The sequence below is a fragment of the Streptomyces sp. NPDC085944 genome (genome assembly GCF_040686295.1).
GTDB classification, from domain to species: Bacteria; Actinomycetota; Actinomycetes; order Streptomycetales; family Streptomycetaceae; genus Streptomyces; species Streptomyces salinarius.
This window is the reverse complement of the sequence record NZ_JBFBJX010000005.1, coordinates 198,474-224,146: the sequence shown is the minus strand read 5'-3', so window position 1 is coordinate 224,146 and position 25,673 is coordinate 198,474. Positions and strand designations below refer to the sequence as shown.

The window sequence follows — 25,673 nt, the reverse complement described above, 5'->3', positions numbered from 1 at the left end:
TGGAGTACGCCGTCGCGTTCCTCGTCGTCCTGGCGCTCGCCGCGCTGGCGGCCTCGGCGCTGAACGCCCTGATCACCCGCCCCCGCCGTCGCCGTCGCCGCTGACCCCGTACCGGAGATGCCACCGTGAAGACCCTGCCCGCCACCGGCCGCAGACTCTCCCAGCCCATCCGCCTCGCCTGGGCCCTCGTCCTCGGCATGCTCCTCGTCGCCGCCGCCTGGTCCCTCTCCGGCCAGCTCATGCGGTGGGGCATGCGGCCCAGCCTCGCCTGGCCCCTGTCCGTCATGTTCGACGCCGCCGGCCTCATCTGCGCCACGTACGCCCGCCGCGCCGTCGAGCGCGGTACCCCGGCCGGCCTCGCCCGCCTCGCCCTCATCGCCTTCGTCGGCGTCGCCGGCATCCTCAACTGGAACCACGGCCACGACATCGGCGGCCTCCCCGCCGCCGCCGGGTTCGCCTCCCTCTCCGTCGGCGTCGAGCTCCTCTTCGAACTCCACCGCCGCGACATCCGCGACGAACAGCGCGCCGCCCGCGGCCTCGTCGCCGAGCGCCTCCCGCACATCCCGCTCCTCGGCTGGGTCATGTACCCGGGCCGGTCCTGGCAGACGCTGCGCCGCGCCGTCGGTGTCCGCCTCGACCTCCTCGACCCCGTCCAGACCGGACACCAGCTCACCGCCCCGGACACGGACACCCGGCCGGACAACCGCCGCAGTGGCACTGTCCGCTCCGCTGTCCGAGCGGCAGCCGACACCTTCCCCGAGGCGGACGCCGAAGAGATCGTCCGCCACCTGTCCGCCGCCGGAATCGACACGGACACGGACACGGTCCGCACCATCCTCGACGAGGACACGGACACCCGTCCGGACACGAAGGACAGCAGGTCAACGCGTCCGCCCGTCCGGCCCGTCCGCCCGATCGCCCCGCCCGGACAGACCATCGCCGACACCGTGCGGACAGCCCTCGCGTCCGGCCTCACGGACAAGGACGCCGTCCTGTCCTACGTCCGCCAGATCCACGGACAGGACGTCCCCGCGGACACCGTCGCCCGGACACGCCGCCGCATCGAGCGCACCGCCTCATGACCGTCCAGGGCGCGGACGAGAACCGTGTCCGCGTGTACCTCCGCGCCCTGTCCGTCCGCCCCTTCGGCCACCAGGACCCCGCCATGCACGAGCCCACCCCGCGCCCTGTCACCCCGACCCGGGTCATCCCGGCCGGCGCCCCGCTGCCCGCCCGGCCGCCCGAGCCCGACGAGCTCCCGCCCTGGCGCACACCCCCACCCCCACCGCCCCCGCCGGTCGCCCCGCCCGCCGCGCCCGTCCCGGCCGCCCCCCAGCCCGTACCGCCGCAGGTCGTCCACCACGTCCACGAGGTTCTCCTCGCCACCCCGGAGCCGGAGCCCGAGCCCCGCCTGTGGGAACGCCTCTGGGAGCGCCTGTTCACCTGGCGGATGGTCGTCGCGATCCTCGCCGCCCTCACCCCCTGGCTCGCCGGACACAGCCCCGTCGGCCTCTGGTCCGGAACCGTCCACCAGCTCCGCACCGACGCCGGCGTCCTCGCCGCCTACGTCGTCGCCGGCGGCACCCTCACCGCGACCTGGGTCCTCGACCGCCGCACCCGCCGCGCCGTGCCCCGCTTCCTGTTCGTCACCGCCGTCCTGGGCGCCGCCGGCGTCCTCGACTGGTGGGACCCCATCCTCATGCTGACCGGAGTCACCCGATGACCGGCACCACCACCGCCAGCCTCGGCGGCCTCCTCGCCGCCCTCCTCGTCCTCTACGCCAACCTCCGCCCCTGGTGGACCGGCAACCGGGAGATGAAGCTCCTCGCCCCGTTCGGCAAGGGCCTCGCCGCCGCGCTCGCCGCCGCCACCTGCCCGGGCGGCATCCTCGGCTGGGCCCGACAGCGCACCGGCGCCGTCGCCAACAGCGCGGGCGAAGCCGTCGGCCGCTCGGCAACCGGCACCACCCAGACCGACACGATCAGCGGCGGACAGATGGCCGGCCTCATCGGCGTCGGCGCCCTGGTCGTCGCCCTCGTCGTCTACGCCGTCGGTCTCGCCTGGAAGAACGCCGGTAAGAAGGACCGCAGGAGGATCCTCGGCGGCGCGTTCGTCGGCACCGTCGCCACCCTCACCGCCGGCGGCGCCGGAGCCTTCGACTGGCTCCCCGGCGCCCTCAACGGCATCGGCGACGCCATCGTCGCCCTGGCCGAGGGAGCGAAGGACATCCTGTGACCCGCCTCCACACGGCCGCCGACCGCCTCGCCACCGGCTCCACCACCCTCACCCGCCGCCTCGCCACACGCACCGCCGCCTGGGTACGCCGCGGCCGCCGCGACGACCTCACCGGCATGAAGGCCGCCCTCGGCTGCTGGGCACGCCTCGCCCTCCTCGCCCTCGGCGGCTACCTCCTGTGGCGCCTCATCCGCGCCTTCCCCAACCTGCTCTGGCTCCTCACCGGCACATGGATCATCGCCGCCTGGCGCACCGGGAAGCAGGCCCCCGCCGACACCCCCGACGAGGAGGGCCCCACCGGGGCCGACGTGGACGCCCTGCGCACCCTCCTCCTGGACCTCATGGGCACGGGCTCCGGTGTGCACCTGCGCACCGTCCTCGCCCACCTCCAGGAGCACGGCCAGTGGGAGGGCCGCACGGTCACCGATCTCCGCCTCCGTCTGGAGCACCTGGGAGTGGCCGTACACCGCGGCGTGAAGGTGGGCCGGGTGCCCACCTGGGGCGTCCGCCGCCGCGACCTCGACGCCCCTTCCCAGGCCCCGACCGAGGAAGCGTCTACCGCCCCGTCTACCGCCGCCTGACCTGCACGTCTACCGCCCCGTCTACCGCGATCTACCGCCGGTCTACGGGCCCATCTACCCCGGGACGGCCGCCCGCCTGCCAGCTAGCCGGCCGCCCCGGTCCCATCCCAACGAAGAGACAGGAGCACCATCATGGGCATCTTCAGCCGCAGGAACCAGACCGAGCCCAAGTCCCTGGACCAGGTCGTCGACCGCCTCCCGCGTCAGGTCGCCAGCTGGACGCCCGAGCAGCGCGCCGCCTACACCGCGGCGTCCGACCGGGCCATGCGCCAGCAGAGCAAGCGGAAGACCAAGCGCAAGTAGCACTGCCACACTGAGCTGGGCCTCGCCGTGCAAACCCCCGTCGCGGCGGGGCTCAGCCGTAGCAGACTGGCCCCATGACCAAGCCCACCACCGCCCTCACCGCCGAGCAGATCGCCCAGTTCCACGACGAGCTCGAAGAACAACAGGACGACATCCTCGCCAGTGGCGGCAGCAGCTCATGGAAAGACCTGACTCATCGCCTGCCCCAGTGCTTCCGGTGCCCCACTACCCCGAGTGAGATCGTGATCAGCGCCCCCGAGGTCGAAGACGCAACGACCACGCTGACCTTCAACCCCTGCGGCCACGTGTTCCACGCCACCCCCGACGTGCTGGCTGCAGGTCTGCGCCTGCACAACAGCCGTCCGTAGTCCCGCCCCCGCCGCCCCAGAACTGCGCAGCGAGAGCCGTAGGAGAATCACCTGATGACCGACGAGTCCTTCAACGTCTTGCGGTTCCACGCAGACCTCTCACGCATGCAGACCGAACTCGAAGACGCCTCCAACCCGTACCTGCCCATCGAGCATCAGGACGCCTCTGCAGCCGGCTTCCTCACCGTGATTCGAGAACTCACCACCGGCACTGAAGCAACCGCGGCCGTAGCGCGAGCGATGGACGTCTACAACGACATCGCGAAGCGCCAGAAGGAACACGAAGAGGCTGCCGAGAATCGCCGTCGCCAAGATGAGCAGGACCTCGAGGCGGAGGAGCAGGTCACCAGGAAGGTCGAGTGCCCCTTCTGCGGTGTAGCGCCGGGCCTGAAGTGCCGGGGGACCGGCGCCTCCGGAGGACTCAAGAAGAAGAGCCACGCGGACCGCTACCGCCTGGCCCGGAGCCTCACCGACACCTCAGGCTGAACGGGATACCGTCACTGGGTTCTGCGGACGGTCCTTCACTCGGCCTGCTGGCCCGGCGGAACCTCCTCCAACTTCCCCTGCCAGTCGAGAGACCAACGAACGCCGCCGTCGTCCGTGAAGAACAGAGTCGGCCGGTGGTTGTGGGCGACCGCACGAGGCCACTCCTGCGAATCGAACCGAACAGCTCGCCTCGGCCCGAGGAGTTCCACCGGCCTCGCCCGGCGTGTGCCGTGGTTGGGACCGCGCACAGCCGTGGGCGGAATGTCGTACACCTCGGCAGCCAGATATGTCTCACCGAATCGCACATCGAGCGCGTGCACCGGTGCATCACTGTCATTCCGGACAGACACCAGCCAGCAGTCGGACGTCGCGTCGTCGTCTCCCCACTCGCTGTTCCCCGTCCGGTGGTACATGTAGACCTGCTTCGCCTGCGCCTCCCGACGGGCAAGCGCCGCGGCACGCAATTCCGCGCGCTCCAAGGCCAGGTTCTCCGACTGCTCGGCGATGAACTGCCGCTGCTCACCGATCTGGTCCCGCTGGCTCTTCAAAGTCCAGAGCGTCGCGCCGGCCGCGACGGCCGCGAACGACGAACCCACCCACGTCGCGAGATCCCCGCTGTCCATCCGCCCCTCCTCAGCCGTAGTACCGGTCGGTATAGACCGGGCCACCCGGCTCGTCCTCACACCCCTGGTCCCGGTCCGGGCTGCCTCCGTGCGTAACTACGAACAGGTACCCCTGCCGCAGGTTGCAGCCCTTCTCCGTCCACGAGTTCGCGACCGCGGTCCACACGATGAGTAGCAGGAGGACGGCGACGATCTTCTGAGTGCGGCTGGGTCTCCAGCCCTTGCTCTGAGCAGTGTCCGACATGCGCGCGATTCTCACCGCTACGCCCACTGCCGGGTGGCTAAGTGACAACTCCGTGACACCACGAGGCCACGTCGCTGGACACGTAGTCGATCAGCACTGCATAATCCGGTGCCAGCAGCACACTTGTGCCCATACGCCACACGACCCCCGCCACTGAGCGGGGGTTTCGCCGTTCCAGGGGGTGATCACATGCCCCACCCCACCGACCGCACCACGGCCCAAGGCCGCGAAGACGCCGACGGCGGGATCTGGTTCACCATCGCCGAGGCCGCCCAGTTCATCGGCGGCAGCCCCCAGACGATCTACTCCTGGGAACGCCGCGGCCACCTCACCAACCCCCGACGGGACGAGCGAGGCCGGCGCATCTACAGCCAGCAACAGATCGCCACCGCCCACCGCACCACCCGCCAGAACACCGCCGCGACACGCCGCGTCGCGGCCTGACCAAGGAGGCCGCCGTGGCCCGCACCGCCGTACCCCTGACCGCCGTCACCCGCGCCGGCGTCGCCCCGCCCGCCGAGACCAACGGCGACGCCGTCAACAACCACACCGTCTCGAACAACGGCCGCGTGATCCTCCTCGTACGGAACGCCGGCACCACCGTCGCCCGCACCATCACCCTCCACGTACGCGGCCTCATCGACGGCCAGGCCGTCACCCCCCGCACCGTCAGCATCCCCACCGAGGCCTCCCGCTACATCGGCCCCTTCCCCACCGACGCCTACGGCGCCCAGCTCGAGGTCGACGTCGACAACGCCGAGCTGAAACTCACCGCCCTCGCCATCTGACCCACTCGATCGGGCACAACCTTCGTCACAGGAACGTCACACCGCCCTCTCGTCATCACCACACTCTCTAAGCTCTCCGCGTCAACACGCTGGAGAGGGGACCGAGATGGCGAAGATCAAGACCAGGCGCAAGATGGGATGGGTGGCCATCGCCTTCCACTGGACGATGATCCTGATCACCATCGGCTTCTGGACCCCCGTCTACCTCGCCGCGCGCCGACGCCGTGTCACCGTCACCCACCTCCCCGACGGCTACACCGGCCCCGTACCACCCACCCACTAGCCACACCCAGGACAGGAGGCGACCAGTGCCCAGGCGCGCCCTGTCCATCTGCACCACACCAGGCTGCCCCGAGTACACCCAGGGCGGCCGATGCCCAGGCTGCCGCGCCGAGGCAGAGCAGCGCCGCGGTACGGCAGCCCAGCGTGGGTACGGCACCCGCCACCGCCGGCGCTTCCGTGCCGCCGTCCTGGCACGCGACCCGTCCTGTGTGTGTACCGAGACCGGCCACGGCCACGGCGACCCATGCGGCGAGCCGTCCCTCCACGCCGACCACCATCCCCGCAGCAGGCGGGAGTTGGCCGCTGCCGGCGAGGACCCCGACGACCCACGCCATGGCCGAGGGCTGTGCGGTCCGTGCCACAGCAGTGAGACAGCGCGGCATCAGCCCGGCGGCTGGGCCGCCGACCACGCCTGACCCCCCTCACCCCCTCCCCTCCCCCTGCCTGGCCCCTGCTGGGCAGGGCACAGGGCACAGGGCAGCCCGACCACAGGCCAGCTCAGGCTCAGCCGAGCCTCGCAGCGTCACGAGCTGATCAACTCGCTCGCCGACAGCGCTCCGAGTCGACCTCGCCGGCCGTCCGCGGCCTCCGATGATCAAGATCAAGACGCAACGTCAAAGTTCAAGATCATTTCGCCTCGCGGATGCGCGCGCGCACGTGGGGGCGCACCCGCGAGCGGGCGCCCGTAGGAGACCGCGGGGGAGGGCAACTTCTGGCTGTACGGGTCTGGGGACCCCCGCTCGACGCGTCGAGCCCCACCGAGCACCACTGACCACCGCCGGCCGCGGCGCAACGCCGCGGCCTCTTCCCGCCGCAACGGCTCCGGAAGGACACCACATGGGTGGAATGGGACCGGCCCCGAAGCCGGCCGAACAGCGACGCCGGCGCAACGCCACCGTCGCCATGACACCGCTGCCCGCCGAAGGCCGGAAGGGCCGCACACCGAAGTGGCCCCTCCTCGACGACGTCGTCCTCACCGCCCGCCGCGACCAGGCGCTACGCAAAGCCGACGAGCTCGAGCTGGCTCTCCTCGAACCGGACCTCAAGGGCCGGGCCAAGGCGGCCGCCGAGAAGAAGGCGGACACCGCACGCGAAGCCGCGCTCATCCTGACCAAGCAACTCGAGGCGCAGCAGCAGCTGGAGGGCGAGCTGTGGCGCGAGCTGTGGCGGACTCCGCAGGCCGTGATGTGGGAGCAGCTGAAGTGGTCGCGTGAGGTGGCGCAGTACGTGCGGTGGAAGTCCCGTGCGGAGGCCGGCGACCTGGACGCGGCCAAGGAAGCACGCCAGCTGGGTGACCGGCTGGGGCTGACGCCGCTCGCGATGCTGCGTCTGCGGTGGAAGATCGCCGAGCCGGACGATGTGAAGGCGGCGCCGAAGACTCGGCGGCGTCCGACGACCCGGCGGCCGAGGCCGGATGATCCGCGTGCCGCTCTGCACGTGGTGGAGTAGCCGTGGCCGTGCTGATGGTGCCCGGGGCGGACAAGGAGCAGTGGCCGACCCTGGGCCCTCAGGTCTGCGACCTCATCGAGGAGCGGGCCATCCACGGCCCGGGGGCACTCCGCGGCCGGCCGTACGTGCTGGACCCGGAGAAGCGGGCCCTGATCTACCGCTGGTACGAGGTGTATCCGCAGGGGCACCCTCGTGCTGGCAAGCGGCGGTTCAAGCGGGTCGGGCTGTCGATCCGCAAGGGCACCGCCAAGACGGAGCTCGCCGCCGCGGTGGCGTTCGCCGAGCTGCATCCCGACGGGCCGGTCCGTTGCGATGGATTCGACGCCGACGGTGAGCCGGTCGGGGTGCCGGTGTCCGACCCGTACATCCCGATGGTGGCGTACACCGAGGAGCAGACCGAGGAGCTCGCGTACGCGGCGCTGCTGGTGATGGTGTCGGAGGGACCGGACGCTGATCTGTTCGATCCGGGCCTGGACCGGATCATGCGGTGGGACGGGCTGGGCCGTGCGGTGCCGCTGGCGTCGTCGCCGGATGCTCGTGACGGTGCGAGGACGACCTTCCAGCATTTCGACGAGACGCACCGGTTCACGCTGCCCCGGCACCGGGACGCGCACCAGACGATGCTGGCGAACATCCCGAAGATCATGCTGTTCGACCCGTGGTCGCTGGAGACGACCACGACGTACACGCCCGGCGAGGGCAGCGTGGCGCAGGGCACGCACGAGTTCGCCGAGCTGGTCGCGACGGGAAAGTCCAAGGACCGCACGCTGTTCTTCTTCCACCGGGAGGCGGCGCCGCGGCCGGACGAGGATCTGTCGGACGATGACACGATCCGGGCTGCGGTGCGTGAGGCTTCGGGGCCGTCGATCGCGGCGTGGCCGGACTTCGAGGGCCAGGTCGACGCGATCGTCGCGCTGTACAACGCGCCGGACACGGACCGCGCCTACTGGGAGCGGGTCTGGCTGAACCGGCGGGTGCAGGCCGGCCGCCAGGCGTTCTCGGTGGAGCGGTGGGTGGATCTGGCCCGGCCGGATCAGCCGCTGCCGGAGAAGGGCGAGCGGATCACGATCGGGTTCGACGGCGCCCAGTTCCGTGACGCCACGGCGCTCGTCGCCACGCACCTGGCGACGGGGTTCCAGTGGCCGCTCGGGATCTGGGAGGCCCCGCCCGGGGCCAACGAGGGCGACGACCCGGATCAGCAGTGGGAGTGCCCGGCCGACGAGGTCGACGCCGTGATGGTGGAGGCCTTCGACACCTGGGACGTGGTGCGGTCCTACGTCGACCCTCCGTACTGGGAGGGCCTGGTCACCACGTGGCAGGGCCGGTGGGGCGAGAAGCGGATCACGAAGTGGTGGACCAACCGCCTCAAGGCCATGGCGTACTCGCTGCGCGCTTACGACGGGGCGATGAAGTCCGGGGCGCTGACCCACTCCGGGCACGAGGTGTACGCCCAGCACGTCGCCAACGCCCGTAAGAAGCCGCTGAAGATGCTCGACGAGCAGGGCCGGCCGCTGTGGGTGATCGAGAAGGAACGGCACCAGTCGCCGCTGTCCATGGACGGCGCGATGGCCGGCTGCCTGTCGTGGGAGGCGTACCGCGACGCCATCGCGGCCGGCATGAACAAGCCGAAGAAGAGCGGCCGGATGATCGTCATGCGGCGATAGAGGGTGAGGTGAGCTGTGGAGCGCACCGAGCTGGAGTGGCTGGAGCATCTGATCGCGTGCCACGACAAGGAGAAGGCCGACCTCAAGCGGCTGGACTCCTACTACGAGGGCACCCAGCCCCTGTCGTACATGGCGCCGGAGCTGCAGCGTGAGCTCGAGGAGACGGTGCGGCAGGTCGTCATCAACTGGCCGCGCCTGGTGGTCGATGCCATCGAGGAGCGCCTGGACGTCGAGGGCTTCCGGTTCCCGGGGCACGCCGAGGCCGACCAGGAGCTGTGGCGGATCTGGCAGGCCAACGACCTCGACGAGCAGTCCCAGCAGGGCCACCTGGACGCGCTCACGATGAAGCGGGCGTACGTGGTGGTCGGGTCGAACGAGGCCGACGAGACGACGCCGCTGGTGTCGGTGGAGTCGGCTCTCGACATGTTCGCCGAGCACGACCCGCGGACCCGGAAGATCGCGGCCGCGGTGAAGCGGTGGTGTGAGGGGGAGGGTAAGGACGAGGTCGAGCACGCCACGCTGTACCTGCCGGACGTGACGATCTGGTGGCTGCAGCAGGACGGCATCTGGGTGGAGGACCCGGATTTCCCTCGTGACGAGCACGACATGGGCGAGGTGCCGGTGGAGGTCCTCGCGAACCGGCCGCGGCTGAAGTACCGCAACGGCATCAGCGAGCTGGCGGACGTGATCCCTCTGTCGGATGCCGCGTGCAAGATCGCCACCGACATGATGGTGTCCGCGGAGTACCACGCCACCCCGAGAAGGGTCGCGTTCGGTTTCGGTGAGGAAGACTTCGTCGACGAGCAGGGCAACAAGCTGTCCGCGTTCTCGCGGATCATCGGCCGGATGTGGGCGACGTCCAAGAGCAGCCAGGACGGTGCGGACGTCAAGCAGTTCCCCGAGGCGGACCTGAAGAACTTCCACTCCACCCTCGGCCAGCTCGCCCAGCTGGTCGCCTCCCTGACGGGCATGCCGCCGCACTTCCTCGGCCAGAGCACCGCCAACCCCGCCAGCGCAGACGCGATCCGCAGCTCCGAGGCCCGGCTCGTGAAGCGCGCCGAGCGCAAGCAGCGGGCGTGGGGCGGAACATGGGAGCGCGTCATGCGCCTCGTCATGCGCGTGCGTGACGGCGAGTGGACCGACGAAGCCCGTTCCCTCGAGACGATCTGGCGGGACGCGTCCACGCCGACCGTGGCGCAGGCGGCCGACGCCGCGGTGAAGCTGTACACGGCGAAGATCGTGCCGCTGCGTACGACGCGTGAACGCCTGCAGTTCTCCCAGGCGGAGATCGCCCGCATGGAGGAGCAGGACGAGGAGGCAGCGCAGCAGCTGATGCAGCGGATCGCGGACGGTGACGTCACACCGCTGTTCGGCAGGAAGCCGGGCGATCCACCGGACGACCCGGAGGGCCTGGACGACGAGGAGCCGCCGGAGGCGCAGCGTGGAAACGCCGCCTGAGCTCGCGCGGGGCCGGTACAACCTGGTCACCGCGACGATCCGGGCGATCATCGAGCAGATCCAGGCGATCTGGCGGACCCTGACGGCCGACACGGTCGAGGAGGCGATGTCCGGGGAGGCCGGGGCGCTCATCGCCGCGGCCGCCGTGGCCGGGCAGCTCAGCGTCGCCGAGGCCGCCTCCGCCTACATCGCCGCGCAGATGGAAGCCCAGGACGCCAGCCCGGTGCCCGAAGCCGCGCTGATCGCCCGGGCCTTCGCCGGGATCGGCCCGGACGGCGGGCCGCTGGAAACCCTGCTGTACCTGCCGGCCATCGGGGTGCGGCGCCGGGTCGCTGCGGGGATGCCTCCGGATGAGGCGATGATCGGCGGCCTCGTCGATATGACGATGTACACGGCCACGGCGATCGCCGACGCGGCACGCAGCGCGGACCAGGTGGCGATGGCCACGACCAGGTCGTGCGTGGCGTACGTGAGGGTGGTGCAGCTGCCGGCGTGCTCGAGGTGCATCGTGCTGGCCGGGCAGATCTATCCCCACTCCGAGGGGTTTCTGCGGCATCCGCGGTGCGACTGCCAGACCCTGCCGCTGGCGGAGAAGGACTGGCCCGGCGTCCCGACGCCGGAGCAGCTGTTCGCCCGGCTCGACCGGAAGCAGCAGGCGCGGGTGTTCACGGTGGACGGGGCCAAGGCGATCCGGGCCGGCGCCGACCTCGGTCAGGTCGTCAACGCCCGCCGTGGGATGGACACCGTGCACATCTACCGGCGGACCCTGCAGGTCACCCACGAGGGCGCCACCCGGCGCAGCGTGTACGGCCGGTCCCGTGCGAGGGCCGGTGACCCGACGCGGCGGTTTGCCGGGCAGCGGTTCGGCCAGGCCACGTCGATGCGCTACTACCGCTCGGACCGGTCACCCCGGCTGATGCCCGAAGAGATCTTCCGACTCGCGGATGGGAACCGCGACGAGGAGCTGCGGCTGCTACGCCGCTACGGCTACATCGTGTAGCCGCCTACCCGCCAACCCGCCAGGCCCGGCGCAACGCCGGCGTCTCCGATCCCGCAACGGGAGAACCCCACCATGCAGAACACCCGTAGGAGCTGGCTGCCCGCCGCGCACCGCGCAGGCGACTGGTTCCGGCTGACCCGTCACGACGACCCCGAGCCGACGCCGCCGGCCGACCCGCCCGCGGACCCCCCGGCCGACCCGGCCCAGCCGCCCGCCGATCCGCCGGCGGACCCGGACCCTGCAGACCCGGAGGGCTCCGACCAGCTCGGCGACGCCGGCAAGCGGGCCCTGGACGCGATGAAGGCCGAGCGGGCCGAAGCCAAGAAGGCGGCGGCCGCGGAGAAGAAGCGGGCCGACGCCCTGGCGGCGAAGGTCGCCGAGTTCGAGGACCGCGACAAGTCCGAGCTGGAGAGGGCCCAGGACGCCGCGACCAAGGCGGCAGCCCGGGCCGAGGCCGCCACGAAGCGGGCTGTCACCGCAGAGGTCCGGGCGGCCGCCTCCGACTTCGCCGACGCCGACGACGCGATCGCCTTCCTGGACGTGGCGTCGTACGCCGACGACTCCGGGGAGATCGACATCGAGCAGATCCGTACGGACCTCGCCTCGCTGCTCGAACGCAAGCCGCACCTTCGCCGCCAGGCGGCCGAGCCGGCCAAGCCGAAGGGGCCGCGCCCCGACCCGGGCCAGGGGGCTCGTCCGTCCGCCCCGCCGGCCGACTTCCGTAGCGCCTCGAAGGAGGACTACGAGGCGGCCATGGCCAAGCTCGGCATCACCACCCGCCGTTGATCCGTATCAAGGCTCGGCTCTCCGACGGCGTCACACGCCTGGAGGTCGAGGGCCACGAGGGTCACCTCGAGGGCGGGCGGGTCTGCGCGGCGGTCAGCGCCATCGTCCAAACCGCGCTGCTCGGCCTCGAGCAGGTCGCGCACATGCATCCGGACCTCGTGTCCATCGACATCCAAGAGGAGTAGCCATGTCGCTTGCGACGCTCCCCACGCGCGGGGCCTGGTTCAACCTGGCCCGGCACGACATCCGTTCCACCCTCCCCCCGGCGATCCGGGAGATCATGCAGAACGGTCTCCTGTACCGGGCCTTCGAGGAGGCCCTGCTGCCGGAGTTCCTGTTCCCGGCGATCGCCAGCCCGCGGCCCTGGTCGCAGAACATCGGTGACACCGGCACGTTCACGCGGACCGGTCTGCTCACCCCGACCACCACGCCGCTCGGCGGGTCGGACCCGTCCCCGCAGACGTACAGCGTCGAGCAGTACTCGGTCACGATGGACCAGTACGGCATCACGATGGACACCAACATGCTGCAGTCCCGCATGTCGCTGGCGTCCAAGTTCATCGAGGACGCGCAGAAGCTGGCGATCTCCGCCGGGCAGTCCCTCAACCGGCTGGCCCGGGACAAGCTGTACAACGCGTACTCCGGCGGCCGGACCTGGGTGACCACGGCCGGCACCTCGGACACCAGCGTGATCGTGGACTCGGTGAAGGGCTTCGAGTACGTCCTCGTCAACGGCAAGCCCACGCCGGTCTCCGGGGCGAACCCGCTGACGGTGTCCATCGACGGCACCCCGAACACGGTGACCGGCGTCAACGTCGGCACCAAGACGCTGACCCTGGGCACCGCCCGCGCAGACGTCGAGGGCGAGGCCATCGTCGCCGCGAACGCGCCGTTCTCGGTGCGGCCGTCGAACACCCTCGACACCGCCTTCGACATCGGCACGTCCAACGTCGCGACCTTCAAGATGTTCCGGGCCGCGGTCGCACGGCTGCGGAAGATGAACGTGCCGACGATGAACGGCTACTACACCGCGCACATCGACCCGGACACCGAGACCCAGCTCTTCGACGACGCCGACTTCAAGCAGGCCCTGCAGGGACGCGTCGACTCGCCGATCTACGAAGGCCTGTCCATCGGCCGGTTCGGCGGCATCGACTGGGTCCGCAACAACGAGCTGCCCACCGTCGCCGGCGGATCCTCCGGTGACGTGACCGTGCACCGGCCGATCGTCTTCGGCGGCGAGGCCCTGCTGTCCGCACCGTTCGACGGGATGGGCAACCTCCTCGCCGAGTCCGACGTCTCCGACGTCCCGTCGATCCAGATGATCGGCCCGGCCAACGGCGTCCAGGTCGCCTACATCGTCCGCCCGCCGCAGGACCGCCTGCAGCAGGTCCTCGCCCACACCTGGAGCTGGGTCGGCGACTTCGGTGTCCCCTCCGACGCGACCACCGGCGACGCCGCCCTCTTCAAGCGGGCCGTCGTCCTCGAGCACGCCTGACACGCGAGGGCCCACCCCTTACCGGGTGGGCCCGGCGTCCAACCCCCAGAGAGGAGCCGGACGATGCGCGTGGTCGTACGGGAGGCCTTCCGGGCCTACATCAACATGCAGCCCGAGGACTTCACCGCCGGGCAGAAGATCAAGGGCGACACCGCCGTCCGCCTGCTGCGCTCCGGTGCAGCGGTCGACCCCGACGACGATGCCGCCCACGAACTCGCCGAGCAGCTGCACGGCGACGAGGACGACGGCCAGGAGCAGGACGACGGAGGGCAGCAGGAGCCCGATCCGCCGCACCAGCCGCCGGCCACCGGCGGCGACCCGGACGGAGGCCCAGCCCACCCGGACCCGTCCACCCCGCCGGCGCCGCCCCTCGACGCTCCGGTCAAGGACCTCCTCGCCTGGGTCGGCGAAGACCCGGACCGCGCCCGCGAGGTCCTCGAGGCCGAGGAGGCCAAGGACAGCCCGCGGTCGACGCTGGTCAAGCAGCTCCAGAAGATCGCGGACGCGTAGCGGAGGGAGCGCACCATGGCTCTCCCCCTACTCGCCTCCGTCGACGAGCTGCAGGACTACCTGCAGCAGACCGTGCCGCTGGCACCGGGCCCGGCCCAGCTGGCGCTCCGGCTCGCTTCGGCGGCGATCCGCCGGCACACCCGGCAGACGATCAGCTTCGTCGCCGGGGAGACCATCACCACGATGGGCGGGGAGCGGGTACTGAAGCTGCCGCAGCGGCCCGTCGTGGTCGACGCGGACAACCCGCTCACCGTGATCGAGCTCGTCGACGCCAGCGGCCTGGAGATCCCGGCCATCGAGGAGCGGGACTTCCTCAGGTATGGGTCCGAGCTCCACCGCGGCGAGGCCTGGCCCCGGTCCCGGCTCATGGGCTTCCCCCGCCGCCACCCGGCGGGGATCTGGGCCGACCGGGTCAAGGTCACGTACTCGCACGGCTATCAGGAGATCCCGGACGAGATCGTCGGGATCGCGCTGGACCTGGCGGCCGCGTCCATGTCCAACCCCCGCCGGCTGCGCTCGGAGACCTCCGGCGCCGTGTCGGTCACGTACACCGTGGAAACGTTCGGCACTGGATCCCTCACCTCCGACCACCGCGCGATCCTGCGGGACTTCAAGCGGTCGACGCTGTCGGTGAGGCTGTCGTGAGCGTCCTCTACGAGCAGTCCGCCGTCCTCGTCCGGCCGGCCGTCACGACCGACCGGTACGGCAACAAGAAGTACGACTACGGCCCGGCCGCTACCCGGACTGCCGTCGACCAGCTGAACATCCAGCCGGACGGGGACAGCGAGGAAGAGACCAGCGGCAAGCAGATCGCGGTCACCACCTGGCTGCTGATCTCCGCGCCGGGCACCATGCCCGACTTCCGCGCCACCGACCGCCTTGAGTACGACGGCATGGAGCTCGAGGTCATCGGCCGGGTCGGCCGCTGGCCCGTCCCCACGTCGATCCGCCACATCCAGGCCCAGCTGAAGGAGGTCGACTGATGCCGGCAGGCCGCTTCCGGTACGTGCCGAACCCCCGCATGTTCGACGAGCTGGCCCGGTCCCCGGAGATGCGCGATCTTCTCCTGGACAAGGCCCAGCAAGGCGCTGGCTTCGCTCGCGGCTTCGCACCCTCGTACTCGGGGCCGACGTGGAAGCCGGGTGTCAGCAGGCACGGGGAGTACAAGGACTCGATCTACAGCGGCGTCCACCTCAATCCGAACGGCTGGCGTGCCGAGTACGGGGCGAACGCCGCGTGGTCGCTGCAGGTGGAGTTCGGTACGGGCGCCGACATGACCCGGCGGCGCGACAGCCGCGGCCGTTTCCGGTCCGTACGGGGCCGGCCGCAGGGCGGCTACAGCCCGAAAGCGCGGCCGCTCGGCCGCTCACTCGACTCCCTGAGGGGGACTGCCTGATGCCCACGATCCAACTCGCCCACTGGCACGACGGCAAGCCGCCGGGCAGCAAGGCCGTCGTCAGCGCCGAGGAGCTGGCACTGCTGCAGCGCGACGGCCGCGTCGCCGAGGTCCTCCCCGACAGCCCGGAGCCGGAGGCCGCGACCGAGCCGGCCGCCCCGGCCGAGGAGGCGGCGCCGGAGCCTGCGGCCGACGAGGCTGAGGCGCCGGCGAAGAGCAGCCGCCGACGGCGATGACCTCGCCGCCGGTCGTCGTCTTCCCGGACGCCGAGCTCGTCACGGTCACCGTGCTGCGGGCCGCCCTCGACAAGGCGACCACGGTCGGCACCGAGTGGCCCGACGACCTCCTGCAGGCCGTGCAGGGCGGCGTCGTGTCCGTGACCCGAGGCGGCGGCGCCATCGTGCAGCGCGACGTCCTGGAGGACGTGACGCTGGACATCGACATCCTTGCCGCCGACAAGGGCCAGGCGCACGACCTCGCCCAGCTCGTCCGTGCACACCTTCGTGCGGTGCGGGGCACCACGGTCGACGGCGCGCAGATCTACGGCGTGGCCGATGTGTCCCTGATCTGGCTGCCGTACGAGCCGGACACCGACACCGCGGTGATCCCCCGGTACGTGCTGGTGATGCAGATGCGTCTGCGAGGCCGGCCAGCCCTCACCTAACCCGCAGCCCCATCCATCCCGCCCGTCGGTCGTCGGCCGCACGGGTCTCTCGCATGCCTGGAGGCATCCGTGGCGAACACCGCCGACAACGTAAGGGCCGCACTCGACGGCTCCATCTACCTCGCCCCCAAGGGCACCACCGCCCCGGCCGATCTGACCACGCCGTGGGGCGCTTCGTGGGTCGACCTCGGCTACATGTCCGACGACGGGGTGTCCATGGAGTACTCGACGGACGTCGAGGACATCAACGCCTGGCAGTCCCTGTCCCCGGTCCGTCGCATCCTGACCAGCGTCAACATGACGCTCGGGTTCACCGCGATCGAGTTGAAGGCCAGCACGGTGACGGCGTACTTCCCGGACTCCACGATCTCCGAGGTGACCGCCGGCACCGTGTACCGGCTCGACATCCCGGCAGCGCCCGGGCCCGCCGAGTGGGCGATCGGTCTGGAGTGGCGCGACGGCGACATCACCAACCGCCTCGTGATCCCGCGCGGTGAGATCACCGACCGCGGCGCCATCAGCCTCGGCCGGTCCGCGGCGGTCGGCCTGGAGATGACCGTCTCCGCGTACGCCTCGTCGGCGCCGGAGATCGCGACCTGGCTGTCCAACGACCCGGCCTGGGCCCTGGCCGCCTGATCCCGTCCCTGACTCCCCGGCAGGCGTGCGATGCGGGTCGCGCCTGCCGGGGGCACAACCCGCATGACCCGCCAGACCAGGAGCAGCACGTGAGCAGCAACGGCAAGGCCAAGAACGCAGGACGCGAGGTCATCTCTCTCGACGCTCAGGTGAAGCAGAAGCGCGACGCTTTGCCGGAGCCGACGACCTACGAGCTGTTCGGCGTCGAGTTCACCCTCCCGCCGATGAAGGCCCTCCCTTGGGAGCTGCAGGAGCAGGTCGGCGACCTCAACGACACCATCGGCGTCCTCCAGGAGATCCTCGGCAAGGACAAGGTCCGCGAGCTGTACGGGGTGGGTATCCAGCTCGGTGACCTTGAGGTCATCGCCCTCGACTGGCAGAAGCGGTCCGGCCTCGAAGCGGGGGAATCGCAGGCCTCCGCCGGTTCCTGAAGGAGCACGGGGAGGCCGTTGAATGGGACGTGGCCCGGTACTGGCCGGGCCGGTCCCTGCTCGAGCTGTACCGCGGCGAGATGTCCTGGCGGGAGCTCCGCGTCTTCCTGGACCACCTGCCGTGGGACTCCGCGACCTCGAGGTCCGTGCGTAAGAGCACGGCGGAGGAGGACTACTGGAACCCGGACCGGCAGCTGGACGCCGGGATCCTCGACGCGATCCGTGAGCTCACCTACGTCACGGTGAAATTGCACGGCGACCCGAAGAAGACCCGCAGGCTGCGGCCGCCGGAGCCGATCCCCCGGCCCGGCGTCGAGAAACGCCGGCGCAACTCCCGTGTGATCCGGTTCGGCGGCAAGCACGGCAGCGGCGCCGACCAACTGGCACAGGTCTTCGGAGGCCGCGCCACAACCCCCTGATCGGAGGTGGGTGGTGGCGGGTCCCGGTGGTGTCCTCGTCGGACGCGGCTACGTCAGCATCCGGCCGGAGTTCCAGGGCGACTGGTCCCGGTCGGTCAACGCCCGCGCCTCGTCCGCCGGCAAGTCCGGCGCCGGAGCCTTCTCCAAGGCGTTCGGCGTCGGCCTCAAGGGCATCGGCGCCCTCGCCGGTGTCGCCGTCGCCGCGAACCTGAACGCCGCGGCGGCCGGCGCCGCGCTGCTGGCCCCGGCCCTCACCACGGCCGGGGCCGCGGCCGGCGCCCTCAAACTCGGCATGTCCGGCGTCGGCGACGCGATGAAGGCCGCGTTCGCCGACACCGCCGGGCAGGCCTCCTCTGCCGCCTCTTCCACCCGTGCGGTGGAGGCGGCACAGCGAGGCCTGGCCAACGCCCAGCGGGCGCTGGCCGATGCCCGGGTCCAGGCCGCCGAGCGGATCCAGGACGCGCTCCGGCAGGTGGAGGACGCCGAGCGGAACCTCACCCGCACGGTCGCCGACGCCGCGCGGCAGCAGGAGGACGCGAAGCGCAAGGTGCAGGACGCGGTCCGGGAGCTGGCGGAGTCGCAGCAGGACGCACGCGAGGTCCAGGAGAGCCTCACTGAGGCACGTCGGGACGCGGCCCGGGAGATCGAGGACCTCAACAACAAGCTCGCCAACAGCAGGTTGGAGGAGCGCGAGGCCGTCCAGGCGATGGCTGACGCGGAGAAGGGACTCCGTGCCGCGCAGGCCAAGCCGGGCAACCGGCCGGAGGACATCGCCCGCCTGCAGCTCGCCTACGACAAGGCCGCCCAGGCCGTCGAGAACCAGCGCCTCGAGACGAAGCAGCTCGGCGAGGACGCCGCGGCGGCGAACGCCAAGGGCGTCGAGGGCAGCGACAAGGTCCAGAAGGCGCAGGAGCGGATCGCGGATGCGCAGCGGGAGGTGGAGGACCGGACGCGGGCCCTGGCCCGGGCCAAGGAGGAGCAGCGCCGTACGGAGGTCGACGCGGCGCAGGACATCGCGGACGCACAGCGGGCCCTCGGTGACGCGCAGCGTGGGGTGGACGAGGCGCGGCGTGACGGGGCGCAGCAGATCGCGGATGCGCAGCGGGCGGTGGCGGACGCCGCGGCAGCGGTAGCGGACGCCCAGCAGGCGGCCGCCGGTCAGGCCAGCCAGTTCGACCAGGCCATGGCGAAGCTCGCCCCGAACGCGAGGTCGTTCGTGCAGGCGGTGCAGGGGCTGGCTCCTGCCTGGCGGGACATGAAGCTCGCCGTCCAGAACCGTTTGTTCGAGGGCCTGGACACCACCATCACCACCCTCGGCCAGGCCACGATCCCGGTGCTCAAGCGCGGGTTGACCGAGACCGCCGGCGTGTGGAACCAGATGGCGAAGAACGCCGCTGGCGCCATCACCGAGATGGCCAAGACCGGGCTGCTCGATCAGATCCTGGACGGCGCCACGGCCAACCTGAAGGCCTTCGAGAAGGCACCCGGTCAGATCATCACCATGCTGGGCCAGCTGTCCGTTGCGGCGCAGCCGGCGTTCAACGCGCTGTCGCAGCAGATGGCCGGCGCCCTCACCAGCTTCACGGACGGCATCGCCAAGTCGTTCGCGTCGGGCGGCCTTGAGGAGGCCATCAGCTCGGCGTTCGGGATCATCTCCCAGTTCGGGTCGCTGCTCGGCAACGTCCTCGGCACCCTGAACCAGGTCTTCAAGGCCGCCTCGGACGCCGGCGGCGAGATCCTCGGCGCACTGTCCGCTGTGTTCGGGGAGCTCCGCAAGGTCCTGGCGACCGACGAGATGCAGGCGTCCATGCGCGCCCTGTTCACGTCGGTCAGCCAGATCGTCTCCGCGATCGTCCCGATCATCGGGGCGGTCGTGCAGGCCGCCGTGCCCTTGCTCGAAGCGATCGCCGGGCCGGTCGCCATGATCGCGAACGTGGCGGGCCCCGTCCTGGTCCAGCTCGTCACCACTCTCGGCTCCGCCCTGCAGCCGATCATCGCAGCGCTCGGCCCGGTCCTGGTCACGGTCGGTGCGGCAATCGTGCAGCTGGTCCAGGCGGTGACGCCGCTCCTGCAGCCCATCGCCGACCTGATCGCCGGCGTCATCACCGCTCTGGCTCCGGCGCTCACGCCGATCGTCACGGTGATCACTGACCTGGTCAACGTGCTGATCGGACCGCTGACCCAGATCGTGACGGCTCTGACCCCGGTCCTGCAGGTGATCGGGCAGGCGATCACTCAGATCTTCCAGGCGCTGCAGCCGATGCTGGCGCCGCTGGTCCAGCTGATCGGGCAGGTCGCCGAGCTCCTCGCCGGTGTCCTCACCACGGCGGTCTCGCAGCTGATGCCGGTCCTGCAGCCGCTCATCGACACCGGCATGCAGCTCGTGGAGGCGGTGTTCGCTGCGCTGCAGCCGCTGCTGCCTGTGATCCGGGACGCCCTGCAGACGCTCGGCGGGGCCCTGCTGCAGATGTTGCCGGCGTTCGTCGGCATCGCCGAGGCTGCCGGTCAGCTGGTGGAGGGGCTGATGCCGCTGATCCCGGTCGGCGTGCAGCTCGTCACCGAGGTCCTCAACGCGCTGATCCCCGTACTGCCGACGCTGGCGGACGCGTTCGTCGGGATCACGGAGGCGGTCCTCGCCCTGGTCCAGCCGATCGCCGAGCTCGTCGGGTCACTGGCCGCGCAGCTCGCACCGATCATCGCCGACCTGGCGCCGATCCTCGGCGAGCTCCTCGGCATGTTCGTCGGGCTGCTCGCCGAGGCGCTGCCGCCGCTCACGGATGCGCTGGTCATCCTCGTCGAGGCCGTTGTCCCGATCATCCCGCTGTTCGGTCAGCTGGTCGGGATGGTCCTGCAGATGGGCGCCGGGATGCTCATGGACCTGCTGCCCGCGATCCTGCAGCTGGTGCAGGCCGGCATCGATCTGACGATCGCTCTGCTGCCGCTGGTGCCGCCGCTGGTGCAGCTCGTCGGCCTGGTCGTCGAGCTCGCCGTGAAGGTCCTCAGCTGGTTGCTGCCGCCGCTGCTGCAGTTCGCCGGGTTCCTGGTCGGCGTGCTGGTCGGTGCGCTGTCCACGGTGATCGGCTGGGTGTCCGGCCTCGTCTCCGGAATCGCCAGCCTCGTCTCCTGGGTGACCACGAAGCTGGGCCCGGTCTTCTCCTGGCTGAAGGACAAGGTCATCATCCCGGTCTGGAACGGGATCAAGAAGGCCCTGAACACAGCCTGGTCCGCGATCAAGACGTACGTGCTGTATCCGCTGCGCGACTTCTTCACCAAGACCATCCCCGGTTGGGCGGGGACGCTGAAGAGCAAGGTCACCGGTGCCTGGAACCAGATGAAGGCCGGGTTCTCCAACACCTGGTCCCAGATCAAGTCGTACATCTTGTACCCCATCCGGGACTTCTTCACGAAGACCGTGCCCGGCTGGTCGAACACGTTGAAGAACAAGGTGGTCGACGCGTTCGACTCGGCCCGCGGCGGCATCAAGAAGGCCTGGGACAAGATCCGGGACATCGCGAAGAAGCCCGTCCAGTTCATCGTGGACACTGTCTACAACAAGGGCATCCGCAAGGTTTGGAACTTGGTGACCGATGCGTTCGGTGGCAAGCACCTGGCGGAGATGAAGTTCGCCACCGGCGGTGTGCTGCCGGGCTACACCCCGGGCCGGGACCCGCATAAGTTCGTGTCCCCCACCGGCGGCGTCCTCGAGATGTCCGGCGGCGAGTCCATCTTCCGGCCCGAGTTCACCCGGGCCGTCGGCGCAGGTTTCGTCTCCTACTGGAACGGCCTCGCCCGCAGCCGCGGCGTGTCCGGTGTCCGGCAGGCCATGGCCACCACCATGGGCGGCGGTGGCCACCAGGCCTTCAAGGACGGCGGCATCTTCTCCGGGATCGGCGACGCCCTTGGCAACGCCTGGGACAAGGTGAAGAAGGGCGCCGACTGGCTCACGGACGGCTTCGGCTCGGCCATCAAGGCCGGCGTGAAGAAGGTCGTCAACCCGCTCATCGACAAGATCCCCGGCGGGAACATCGGCTTTGTCGGGCTGATGCGGGACTTCGCCAAGGGCGCGGTCAAGCGGCTCCTGGACGGCGGGAAGGAGGGCGACAAGAAGGCCACCCCCAACGTCAACTACAGCCCGTCTGCCGGGGTGGAGCAGTGGCGGCCGGTCGTCCTGCAGGCGCTGCGGGAGGTCGGCCAGTCCTCCGGCCACGCCAACCGGACGCTGCGCCGCATGCAGCAGGAGTCCGGTGGCAACCCGACCATCGTCAACAAGTGGGACAGCAACTGGATCGCCGGCCATCCGTCGGTGGGTCTGATGCAGGTGATCGGGCCGACGTTCCGGTCGTATGCCGGGAAGTACCGCAACCGAGGCCGCAAGCTGTACGGCGTCTCGGTGGACCCGCTGGCCAACGTGTACTCCTCGATGCGGTACGCGCTGGCCGCGTACGGGTCGCTGCCCAGGGCGTACGACCGGGCCGGCGGCTACGACGACGGTGGCTGGCTGCCCCCGGGAGGCCTCGGCTTCAACGGCCTCGCCACCCCCGAGGCTGTGTTCACGCCCAGCCAGTTCCGGGCGTTCGAGGGTGCGGCCAACGTCGGCCTGGCGGTGGCCGCGGCGGGGACCGGCGCCGCGCCGATCACCATCAACGCGCGCACCGCGGACTTCAAGGTGGCCGACCTCGAGCGCGTGCAGCGTGTCCAGGAGGCCAAGGCCAGGGTGGGGAGGCCACGCTAGATGCCGATCATCACCACGCCTGTCGTCACGCCGCCGGACACCGGGCCTCCGGGCGGGACTCCGGTCCCGCTCCCGGAGATCGGTCAAGCGACCGCCCAGTACACCGACCCCACCGGGAAGGTGTGGCCGCTCACCGACTGGGACGCCGGCTGGTTCACCCTCGCCGAGGGCGTGTCCGGGCTCGGCGCCGTGAAGTACGAGCTGACCACCGACGCGCAGCCGCGCGGCGGAGTCCGGCTACGGCACGCCCAGCCGCAGGCCCGGACCATCGTGTGGCCGCTGTTCGTGCAGGGCGGTGACCACCTCGAGATGGTGGAGCGGTGGCGCCAGCTGGTGACGGCGTTCACGCGGACGCTGCGGGAGGACGAGGGGCCGGGCGTCCTGGAGATTGCCCGGCCGGACGGCACCCGCCGGCAGATCGAGGTCGTCTACGTCGACGGGTTCGAGGGGCAGGACAAGCAGGGCTGGGGGCGGGACGCCGATGCTGCGGTGCTGCAGCTGCTGTGCGAGGACCCGTACTGGATCGACCCCGTCCCCGTCACCGTCCACCGTGAGACCGGCGAGCCCGCCGACTTCCAGAACCCCTATCCCACGGTGTCCTCGTCGCAGGTCCTCGGCGAGACCACCATCACCAACCCGTCCGACACGACGGTGTGGCCGACCTGGGTGGTCACCGGCCCCGCCAGCGAGATCACCTTCACCGTCACCCGCCAGCTGCGCACCGGGCAGACCGTCACCGAGGCCTTCACCCTGGACCCGAACGCCACGGCGGTCGGCCACGGGAATCTGTTGGCCGGTGAGCAGGTCGTCATCCGGACCCAGCCGCCGCAGGTCAGGTTCCAGGACGGCTCCCTCGAGGGAGCCCAGTGGATCGGCGCGCTCGACTGGCCGACAGCCTCGCTGTGGGGCCTGGCCCCGGGCGACAACGACGTGTCGTTCGTGCTCACCGGCAGCGGCCCGGACAGCGCCGTCGACCTGACGTACAACCCCCGCTACGAGACCGCATAGGGGGTGGGCATTGGCCATCACCCTGCTCATCACCGACAGGGACCTCGTGGTCCAGGGCGACCCGCTCGCCGACTGGTCGAACCTGGACGTCACGAAGAAGTTCTGCGAGCCAGCCGCCGGCACCGTCGACTTGCCCGCCTACCCCGAGGTCATGGCGCAGCTGCAGCCCGGCAACCGCATGGTCGTGATCCGGGACGGGGCCATCTGGACGGCCGGACCGATGGAGCAGCCGGCCGACTACGTGTGGTCCGTCGACAGCGAACTCGGCGTCGGTAAGGTCACCGTGGCCTTCTCCGACGACCTGGCCACGATCGCCGGACACATCGTCTGGCCCGAGCCTGCGAAGACCTGGGACCTGCAGCTCGGCGACACCTGGCGGTCCTTCGACACGATCAACTCGGAGACGATCATCAGGACGTTGGTCAACGAGAACGCCGGGCCGGGCGCCCTCGCCGACCGCCGTATCCCGCACCTGGTCCTCGCCGCGGCCGCCGGGGTCGGCACGACGACGTCGGTCCGCAGCCGATTCGAACCGGTCCTGGACCCGTGCCGCCTCGCCGCCAGCGCAGGCGGCGGCATCGGGTTCCGGACCCAGCAGATCGGCCAGCAGATCGTGTTCGGCTGCTACGCCCCGGCCGACCTCACCGCCACCGCGCGGTTCTCCACCGGCCTCGGAAACCTCCGCAGCATCTCCTACTCCGGGTCCGCCCCGGAGGTCACTCACGCCCTGGTTGCCGGACGCGAGACCGAGGGCAGCAGCATCCGCACCTACGTCCAGGTCGCCGACACCGCGGCGGCCGCCGCCTGGTGGCGGGTGGAGAAGTACGTCGACGGCGGCGCCGACGACGACAGCAAGGGCGAGCTCACAGCGTCCGGCACCAGCGAGATCGCGGACGGTGCGGCCCCGGTCTCCCTGGCCACCGTCACCGTCGATACCCCCGACCTTCGCGCCGGTGTCGACTACGACCTCGGCGACCGCGTCGCCGTCGCCCTGCCCCACAACCTGCAGGTGACGGACGTCGTCCGGGCCATCACCCTCCACGCCAGCGCGAACGAGGGCGAAGAGGTGGCCTCGGTCATCGGCTCGCAGGACGCCACCACCGACCCGCAAGTGGTGCGGCTGATACGCACGCTCGGCCGCCGGCTGGGCCGACTGGAAACGAGGTAGAGCCTGTGGCCCAGAACTCTTGGCCCAGCCCTGACTACAACACCCGGGCCGTCACGGATTCCGAGTACGAGCAGATGGCCGCCCGGTTCTCCGACGACGGTATCGACGGCCGGCCCTCCGACCCGGCCGTCGTCACCGCTGGGGCAGGCCTGTCCGTCAACGTCCGCGCCGGCGTCTACGGCAACGTGAGAGGGAGGGCCTGGTACTCCGGGTCCACCACGGTCAACCTCGCGATCGGGGCGAACGCCTCCGGCGCCACCCGCATCGACCGGGTCGTGCTGCGCCTGGACCGCGCCACCTGGACCGTCCGCGCCGCCGTCAAGGCGGGCACCCCGGGCGCGGGCGCTCCGGCTCTGTCGCAGACGCTCGGCGAGACCGGCGTGTACGAGGTGCCGGTCGCGCGGGTCACCGTGCTGGCCGGGGCTGCGGCCGTCAGCGTGACGCGAGAGGAGCTGTTCATCGGCACGCGGATCCGGCCGTGCACCGCCTCCACCCGCAACCCCAACCCTGTGGTCGGGGAGTTCGGCGTGGAGACGGACACAGGCCGGGTCATCATGTGGGACGGCGCCGCCTGGCGGGTCATCTACTACGACAGCGGTGAGATCGTCCTGCAGGTTCTGGCCACCCCGACCTGGTCGGTGTCGGGCGAGTCCGTGATCGAGGTACGCAACGGCATCGCCGTCGCCAGGTTCGGTGCGTTCAAGCGGGTCAAGTCCACGCTCCCCTCGGGGGAGGAGAGCCGGCTGCCGGTGGTCATCCCGGCGAGCTGCCAGCCGCACAGCCGGTGGCAGTACCCCACCGTCTACATCTCCGGTGCGGACGCGGGCCGCCTCACGATCTACAACCGAGGCGACGCCAAGGCCGGGCAGATCGCGCTGACCGAACACCCGACGATGGAAGTCGGCGAGTTCATCGTCTCCACCACGACCTCCTGGACGGTGTGA

Annotated in this window: 32 protein-coding genes; 30 read left to right on the top strand and 2 right to left on the bottom strand. The window is 70.8% G+C overall.

All coding sequences use genetic code 11. The features are described 5' to 3' along the window. Window positions 1–125 precede the first annotated feature (125 nt). The 7 genes from AB0P07_RS11880 (at window position 126) to AB0P07_RS11850 (ending at window position 3,973) form a co-directional block, all read left to right on the top strand. Window positions 126–1,082, top strand: coding sequence for a DUF2637 domain-containing protein (locus AB0P07_RS11880; protein ID WP_361670208.1), 957 nt, complete (start codon window positions 126–128; stop codon window positions 1,080–1,082). Next, entirely contained in the window at window positions 1,079–1,723 is a 645-nt protein-coding gene (locus AB0P07_RS11875; RefSeq protein ID WP_365548685.1) for a hypothetical protein, read from the top strand. The genes AB0P07_RS11880 and AB0P07_RS11875 overlap by 4 nt, the downstream gene beginning before the upstream one ends. After that, the gene (locus AB0P07_RS11870; RefSeq protein WP_365548683.1) at window positions 1,720–2,235 is read left to right on the top strand and encodes a hypothetical protein; all 516 of its coding nucleotides are present in this window, start codon (window positions 1,720–1,722) and stop codon (window positions 2,233–2,235) included. The genes AB0P07_RS11875 and AB0P07_RS11870 overlap by 4 nt, the downstream gene beginning before the upstream one ends. Next, window positions 2,232–2,816 (top strand): hypothetical protein, encoded by a 585-nt coding sequence (locus tag AB0P07_RS11865; protein WP_365548680.1) that lies wholly within the window; start codon window positions 2,232–2,234, stop codon window positions 2,814–2,816. Before AB0P07_RS11870 ends, AB0P07_RS11865 begins: the two co-directional genes overlap by 4 nt. A 132-nt stretch (window positions 2,817–2,948) precedes the next feature. Beyond that, window positions 2,949–3,119 (top strand): hypothetical protein, encoded by a 171-nt coding sequence (locus tag AB0P07_RS11860; RefSeq protein WP_361670220.1) that lies wholly within the window; start codon window positions 2,949–2,951, stop codon window positions 3,117–3,119. A gap of 74 nt (window positions 3,120–3,193) precedes the next feature. Continuing rightward, on the top strand, window positions 3,194–3,487 hold the full coding sequence (locus AB0P07_RS11855) for a hypothetical protein (protein WP_365548677.1): 294 nt from the start codon (window positions 3,194–3,196) through the stop codon (window positions 3,485–3,487). Window positions 3,488–3,541: 54 nt separating this feature from the next. After that, a complete protein-coding gene (locus tag AB0P07_RS11850; RefSeq protein ID WP_365548674.1) occupies window positions 3,542–3,973 on the top strand; it encodes a hypothetical protein in 432 nt (143 codons plus the stop codon). A gap of 35 nt (window positions 3,974–4,008) precedes the next feature. On the opposite strand, the gene AB0P07_RS11845 is transcribed toward AB0P07_RS11850, so the two are convergent. Together AB0P07_RS11845 and AB0P07_RS11840 are read right to left on the bottom strand one after the other, a co-directional pair. Then, window positions 4,009–4,596: a hypothetical protein gene (locus AB0P07_RS11845; RefSeq protein WP_365548671.1), complete on the bottom strand. Its 588-nt coding sequence runs from the start codon at window positions 4,594–4,596 to the stop codon at window positions 4,009–4,011. Between the two features lie 10 nt (window positions 4,597–4,606). Then, window positions 4,607–4,840, bottom strand: a complete 234-nt coding sequence (locus AB0P07_RS11840; RefSeq protein ID WP_365548668.1) for a hypothetical protein — start codon at window positions 4,838–4,840, stop codon at window positions 4,607–4,609. A gap of 189 nt (window positions 4,841–5,029) precedes the next feature. Between AB0P07_RS11840 and AB0P07_RS11835 the strand changes: the two genes are divergently transcribed. From AB0P07_RS11835 to AB0P07_RS11725, 23 genes are all read left to right on the top strand, one after another. Further along, the gene (locus tag AB0P07_RS11835; protein ID WP_365548665.1) at window positions 5,030–5,284 is read left to right on the top strand and encodes a MerR family DNA-binding transcriptional regulator; all 255 of its coding nucleotides are present in this window, start codon (window positions 5,030–5,032) and stop codon (window positions 5,282–5,284) included. 14 nt (window positions 5,285–5,298) lie between these two features. Then, complete coding sequence (locus AB0P07_RS11830) at window positions 5,299–5,628, top strand: hypothetical protein (RefSeq protein ID WP_365548663.1); 330 nt, start codon at window positions 5,299–5,301, stop codon at window positions 5,626–5,628. A 106-nt stretch (window positions 5,629–5,734) separates the two neighbouring features. Next, window positions 5,735–5,911 carry a hypothetical protein gene (locus AB0P07_RS11825; RefSeq protein WP_365548660.1) on the top strand — a complete coding sequence of 59 codons (177 nt, stop codon included), beginning with the start codon at window positions 5,735–5,737 and terminating at the stop codon, window positions 5,909–5,911. Between the two features lie 836 nt (window positions 5,912–6,747). Next, window positions 6,748–7,359 carry a hypothetical protein gene (locus AB0P07_RS11820; RefSeq protein WP_365548657.1) on the top strand — a complete coding sequence of 204 codons (612 nt, stop codon included), beginning with the start codon at window positions 6,748–6,750 and terminating at the stop codon, window positions 7,357–7,359. Between the two features lie 2 nt (window positions 7,360–7,361). Further along, complete coding sequence (locus tag AB0P07_RS11815; protein WP_361670247.1) at window positions 7,362–9,023, top strand: terminase; 1,662 nt, start codon at window positions 7,362–7,364, stop codon at window positions 9,021–9,023. A 15-nt stretch (window positions 9,024–9,038) separates the two neighbouring features. Further along, window positions 9,039–10,481, top strand: coding sequence for a phage portal protein (locus tag AB0P07_RS11810; protein WP_365548654.1), 1,443 nt, complete (start codon window positions 9,039–9,041; stop codon window positions 10,479–10,481). Continuing rightward, the gene (locus AB0P07_RS11805) at window positions 10,465–11,481 is read left to right on the top strand and encodes a hypothetical protein (RefSeq protein WP_365548651.1); all 1,017 of its coding nucleotides are present in this window, start codon (window positions 10,465–10,467) and stop codon (window positions 11,479–11,481) included. The genes AB0P07_RS11810 and AB0P07_RS11805 overlap by 17 nt, the downstream gene beginning before the upstream one ends. A 72-nt stretch (window positions 11,482–11,553) precedes the next feature. Next, window positions 11,554–12,267 carry a hypothetical protein gene (locus tag AB0P07_RS11800; protein ID WP_365548648.1) on the top strand — a complete coding sequence of 238 codons (714 nt, stop codon included), beginning with the start codon at window positions 11,554–11,556 and terminating at the stop codon, window positions 12,265–12,267. Then, window positions 12,264–12,452: a ribosomal-processing cysteine protease Prp gene (locus AB0P07_RS11795; RefSeq protein ID WP_361670259.1), complete on the top strand. Its 189-nt coding sequence runs from the start codon at window positions 12,264–12,266 to the stop codon at window positions 12,450–12,452. Before AB0P07_RS11800 ends, AB0P07_RS11795 begins: the two co-directional genes overlap by 4 nt. Before the next feature lie 2 nt (window positions 12,453–12,454). Then, entirely contained in the window at window positions 12,455–13,765 is a 1,311-nt protein-coding gene (locus AB0P07_RS11790) for a hypothetical protein (protein ID WP_361670262.1), read from the top strand. Between the two features lie 63 nt (window positions 13,766–13,828). After that, entirely contained in the window at window positions 13,829–14,275 is a 447-nt protein-coding gene (locus AB0P07_RS11785; protein WP_361670265.1) for a hypothetical protein, read from the top strand. Between the two features lie 15 nt (window positions 14,276–14,290). Next, window positions 14,291–14,920 (top strand): hypothetical protein, encoded by a 630-nt coding sequence (locus AB0P07_RS11780; protein WP_361670268.1) that lies wholly within the window; start codon window positions 14,291–14,293, stop codon window positions 14,918–14,920. After that, window positions 14,917–15,258, top strand: coding sequence for a hypothetical protein (locus AB0P07_RS11775; RefSeq protein WP_365548644.1), 342 nt, complete (start codon window positions 14,917–14,919; stop codon window positions 15,256–15,258). Before AB0P07_RS11780 ends, AB0P07_RS11775 begins: the two co-directional genes overlap by 4 nt. After that, window positions 15,258–15,671, top strand: a complete 414-nt coding sequence (locus tag AB0P07_RS11770) for a hypothetical protein (protein WP_361670274.1) — start codon at window positions 15,258–15,260, stop codon at window positions 15,669–15,671. Before AB0P07_RS11775 ends, AB0P07_RS11770 begins: the two co-directional genes overlap by 1 nt. Next, entirely contained in the window at window positions 15,671–15,907 is a 237-nt protein-coding gene (locus AB0P07_RS11765) for a hypothetical protein (protein ID WP_361670277.1), read from the top strand. Before AB0P07_RS11770 ends, AB0P07_RS11765 begins: the two co-directional genes overlap by 1 nt. Continuing rightward, window positions 15,904–16,335: a hypothetical protein gene (locus tag AB0P07_RS11760; RefSeq protein ID WP_365548639.1), complete on the top strand. Its 432-nt coding sequence runs from the start codon at window positions 15,904–15,906 to the stop codon at window positions 16,333–16,335. The genes AB0P07_RS11765 and AB0P07_RS11760 overlap by 4 nt, the downstream gene beginning before the upstream one ends. 69 nt (window positions 16,336–16,404) lie before the next feature. Beyond that, on the top strand, window positions 16,405–16,971 hold the full coding sequence (locus AB0P07_RS11755; protein ID WP_361670283.1) for a hypothetical protein: 567 nt from the start codon (window positions 16,405–16,407) through the stop codon (window positions 16,969–16,971). A gap of 89 nt (window positions 16,972–17,060) precedes the next feature. After that, the gene (locus tag AB0P07_RS11750; protein WP_365548637.1) at window positions 17,061–17,402 is read left to right on the top strand and encodes a hypothetical protein; all 342 of its coding nucleotides are present in this window, start codon (window positions 17,061–17,063) and stop codon (window positions 17,400–17,402) included. 29 nt (window positions 17,403–17,431) lie between these two features. Beyond that, the gene (locus AB0P07_RS11745) at window positions 17,432–17,821 is read left to right on the top strand and encodes a hypothetical protein (protein ID WP_365548634.1); all 390 of its coding nucleotides are present in this window, start codon (window positions 17,432–17,434) and stop codon (window positions 17,819–17,821) included. Window positions 17,822–17,834: 13 nt separating this feature from the next. Continuing rightward, window positions 17,835–22,553, top strand: coding sequence for a hypothetical protein (locus tag AB0P07_RS11740; RefSeq protein ID WP_365548632.1), 4,719 nt, complete (start codon window positions 17,835–17,837; stop codon window positions 22,551–22,553). Beyond that, window positions 22,554–23,561: a phage tail protein gene (locus tag AB0P07_RS11735; protein WP_365548629.1), complete on the top strand. Its 1,008-nt coding sequence runs from the start codon at window positions 22,554–22,556 to the stop codon at window positions 23,559–23,561. A 10-nt stretch (window positions 23,562–23,571) separates the two neighbouring features. Continuing rightward, window positions 23,572–24,729 (top strand): siphovirus ReqiPepy6 Gp37-like family protein, encoded by a 1,158-nt coding sequence (locus tag AB0P07_RS11730; protein WP_365548626.1) that lies wholly within the window; start codon window positions 23,572–23,574, stop codon window positions 24,727–24,729. 5 nt (window positions 24,730–24,734) lie between these two features. Then, complete coding sequence (locus AB0P07_RS11725; protein ID WP_365548623.1) at window positions 24,735–25,673, top strand: hypothetical protein; 939 nt, start codon at window positions 24,735–24,737, stop codon at window positions 25,671–25,673.

What these genes read in the sequence shown, in the direction of transcription:
- AB0P07_RS11875 (WP_365548685.1), top strand. Translation starts at nt 1,079, where the DNA reads ATGACCGTCCAGGGCGCGGACGAGAACCGTGTCCGCGTGTACCTCCGC.
- AB0P07_RS11870 (WP_365548683.1), top strand. Translation starts at nt 1,720, where the DNA reads ATGACCGGCACCACCACCGCCAGCCTCGGCGGCCTCCTCGCCGCCCTC.
- AB0P07_RS11860 (WP_361670220.1), top strand. Translation starts at nt 2,949, where the DNA reads ATGGGCATCTTCAGCCGCAGGAACCAGACCGAGCCCAAGTCCCTGGAC.
- AB0P07_RS11855 (WP_365548677.1), top strand. Translation starts at nt 3,194, where the DNA reads ATGACCAAGCCCACCACCGCCCTCACCGCCGAGCAGATCGCCCAGTTC.
- AB0P07_RS11850 (WP_365548674.1), top strand. Translation starts at nt 3,542, where the DNA reads ATGACCGACGAGTCCTTCAACGTCTTGCGGTTCCACGCAGACCTCTCA.
- AB0P07_RS11845 (WP_365548671.1), bottom strand. Translation starts at nt 4,596, where the DNA reads ATGGACAGCGGGGATCTCGCGACGTGGGTGGGTTCGTCGTTCGCGGCC.
- AB0P07_RS11840 (WP_365548668.1), bottom strand. Translation starts at nt 4,840, where the DNA reads ATGTCGGACACTGCTCAGAGCAAGGGCTGGAGACCCAGCCGCACTCAG.
- AB0P07_RS11835 (WP_365548665.1), top strand. Translation starts at nt 5,030, where the DNA reads ATGCCCCACCCCACCGACCGCACCACGGCCCAAGGCCGCGAAGACGCC.
- AB0P07_RS11825 (WP_365548660.1), top strand. Translation starts at nt 5,735, where the DNA reads ATGGCGAAGATCAAGACCAGGCGCAAGATGGGATGGGTGGCCATCGCC.
- AB0P07_RS11820 (WP_365548657.1), top strand. Translation starts at nt 6,748, where the DNA reads ATGGGTGGAATGGGACCGGCCCCGAAGCCGGCCGAACAGCGACGCCGG.
- AB0P07_RS11800 (WP_365548648.1), top strand. Translation starts at nt 11,554, where the DNA reads ATGCAGAACACCCGTAGGAGCTGGCTGCCCGCCGCGCACCGCGCAGGC.
- AB0P07_RS11790 (WP_361670262.1), top strand. Translation starts at nt 12,455, where the DNA reads ATGTCGCTTGCGACGCTCCCCACGCGCGGGGCCTGGTTCAACCTGGCC.
- AB0P07_RS11785 (WP_361670265.1), top strand. Translation starts at nt 13,829, where the DNA reads ATGCGCGTGGTCGTACGGGAGGCCTTCCGGGCCTACATCAACATGCAG.
- AB0P07_RS11780 (WP_361670268.1), top strand. Translation starts at nt 14,291, where the DNA reads ATGGCTCTCCCCCTACTCGCCTCCGTCGACGAGCTGCAGGACTACCTG.
- AB0P07_RS11770 (WP_361670274.1), top strand. Translation starts at nt 15,258, where the DNA reads ATGCCGGCAGGCCGCTTCCGGTACGTGCCGAACCCCCGCATGTTCGAC.
- AB0P07_RS11765 (WP_361670277.1), top strand. Translation starts at nt 15,671, where the DNA reads ATGCCCACGATCCAACTCGCCCACTGGCACGACGGCAAGCCGCCGGGC.
- AB0P07_RS11760 (WP_365548639.1), top strand. Translation starts at nt 15,904, where the DNA reads ATGACCTCGCCGCCGGTCGTCGTCTTCCCGGACGCCGAGCTCGTCACG.
- AB0P07_RS11735 (WP_365548629.1), top strand. Translation starts at nt 22,554, where the DNA reads ATGCCGATCATCACCACGCCTGTCGTCACGCCGCCGGACACCGGGCCT.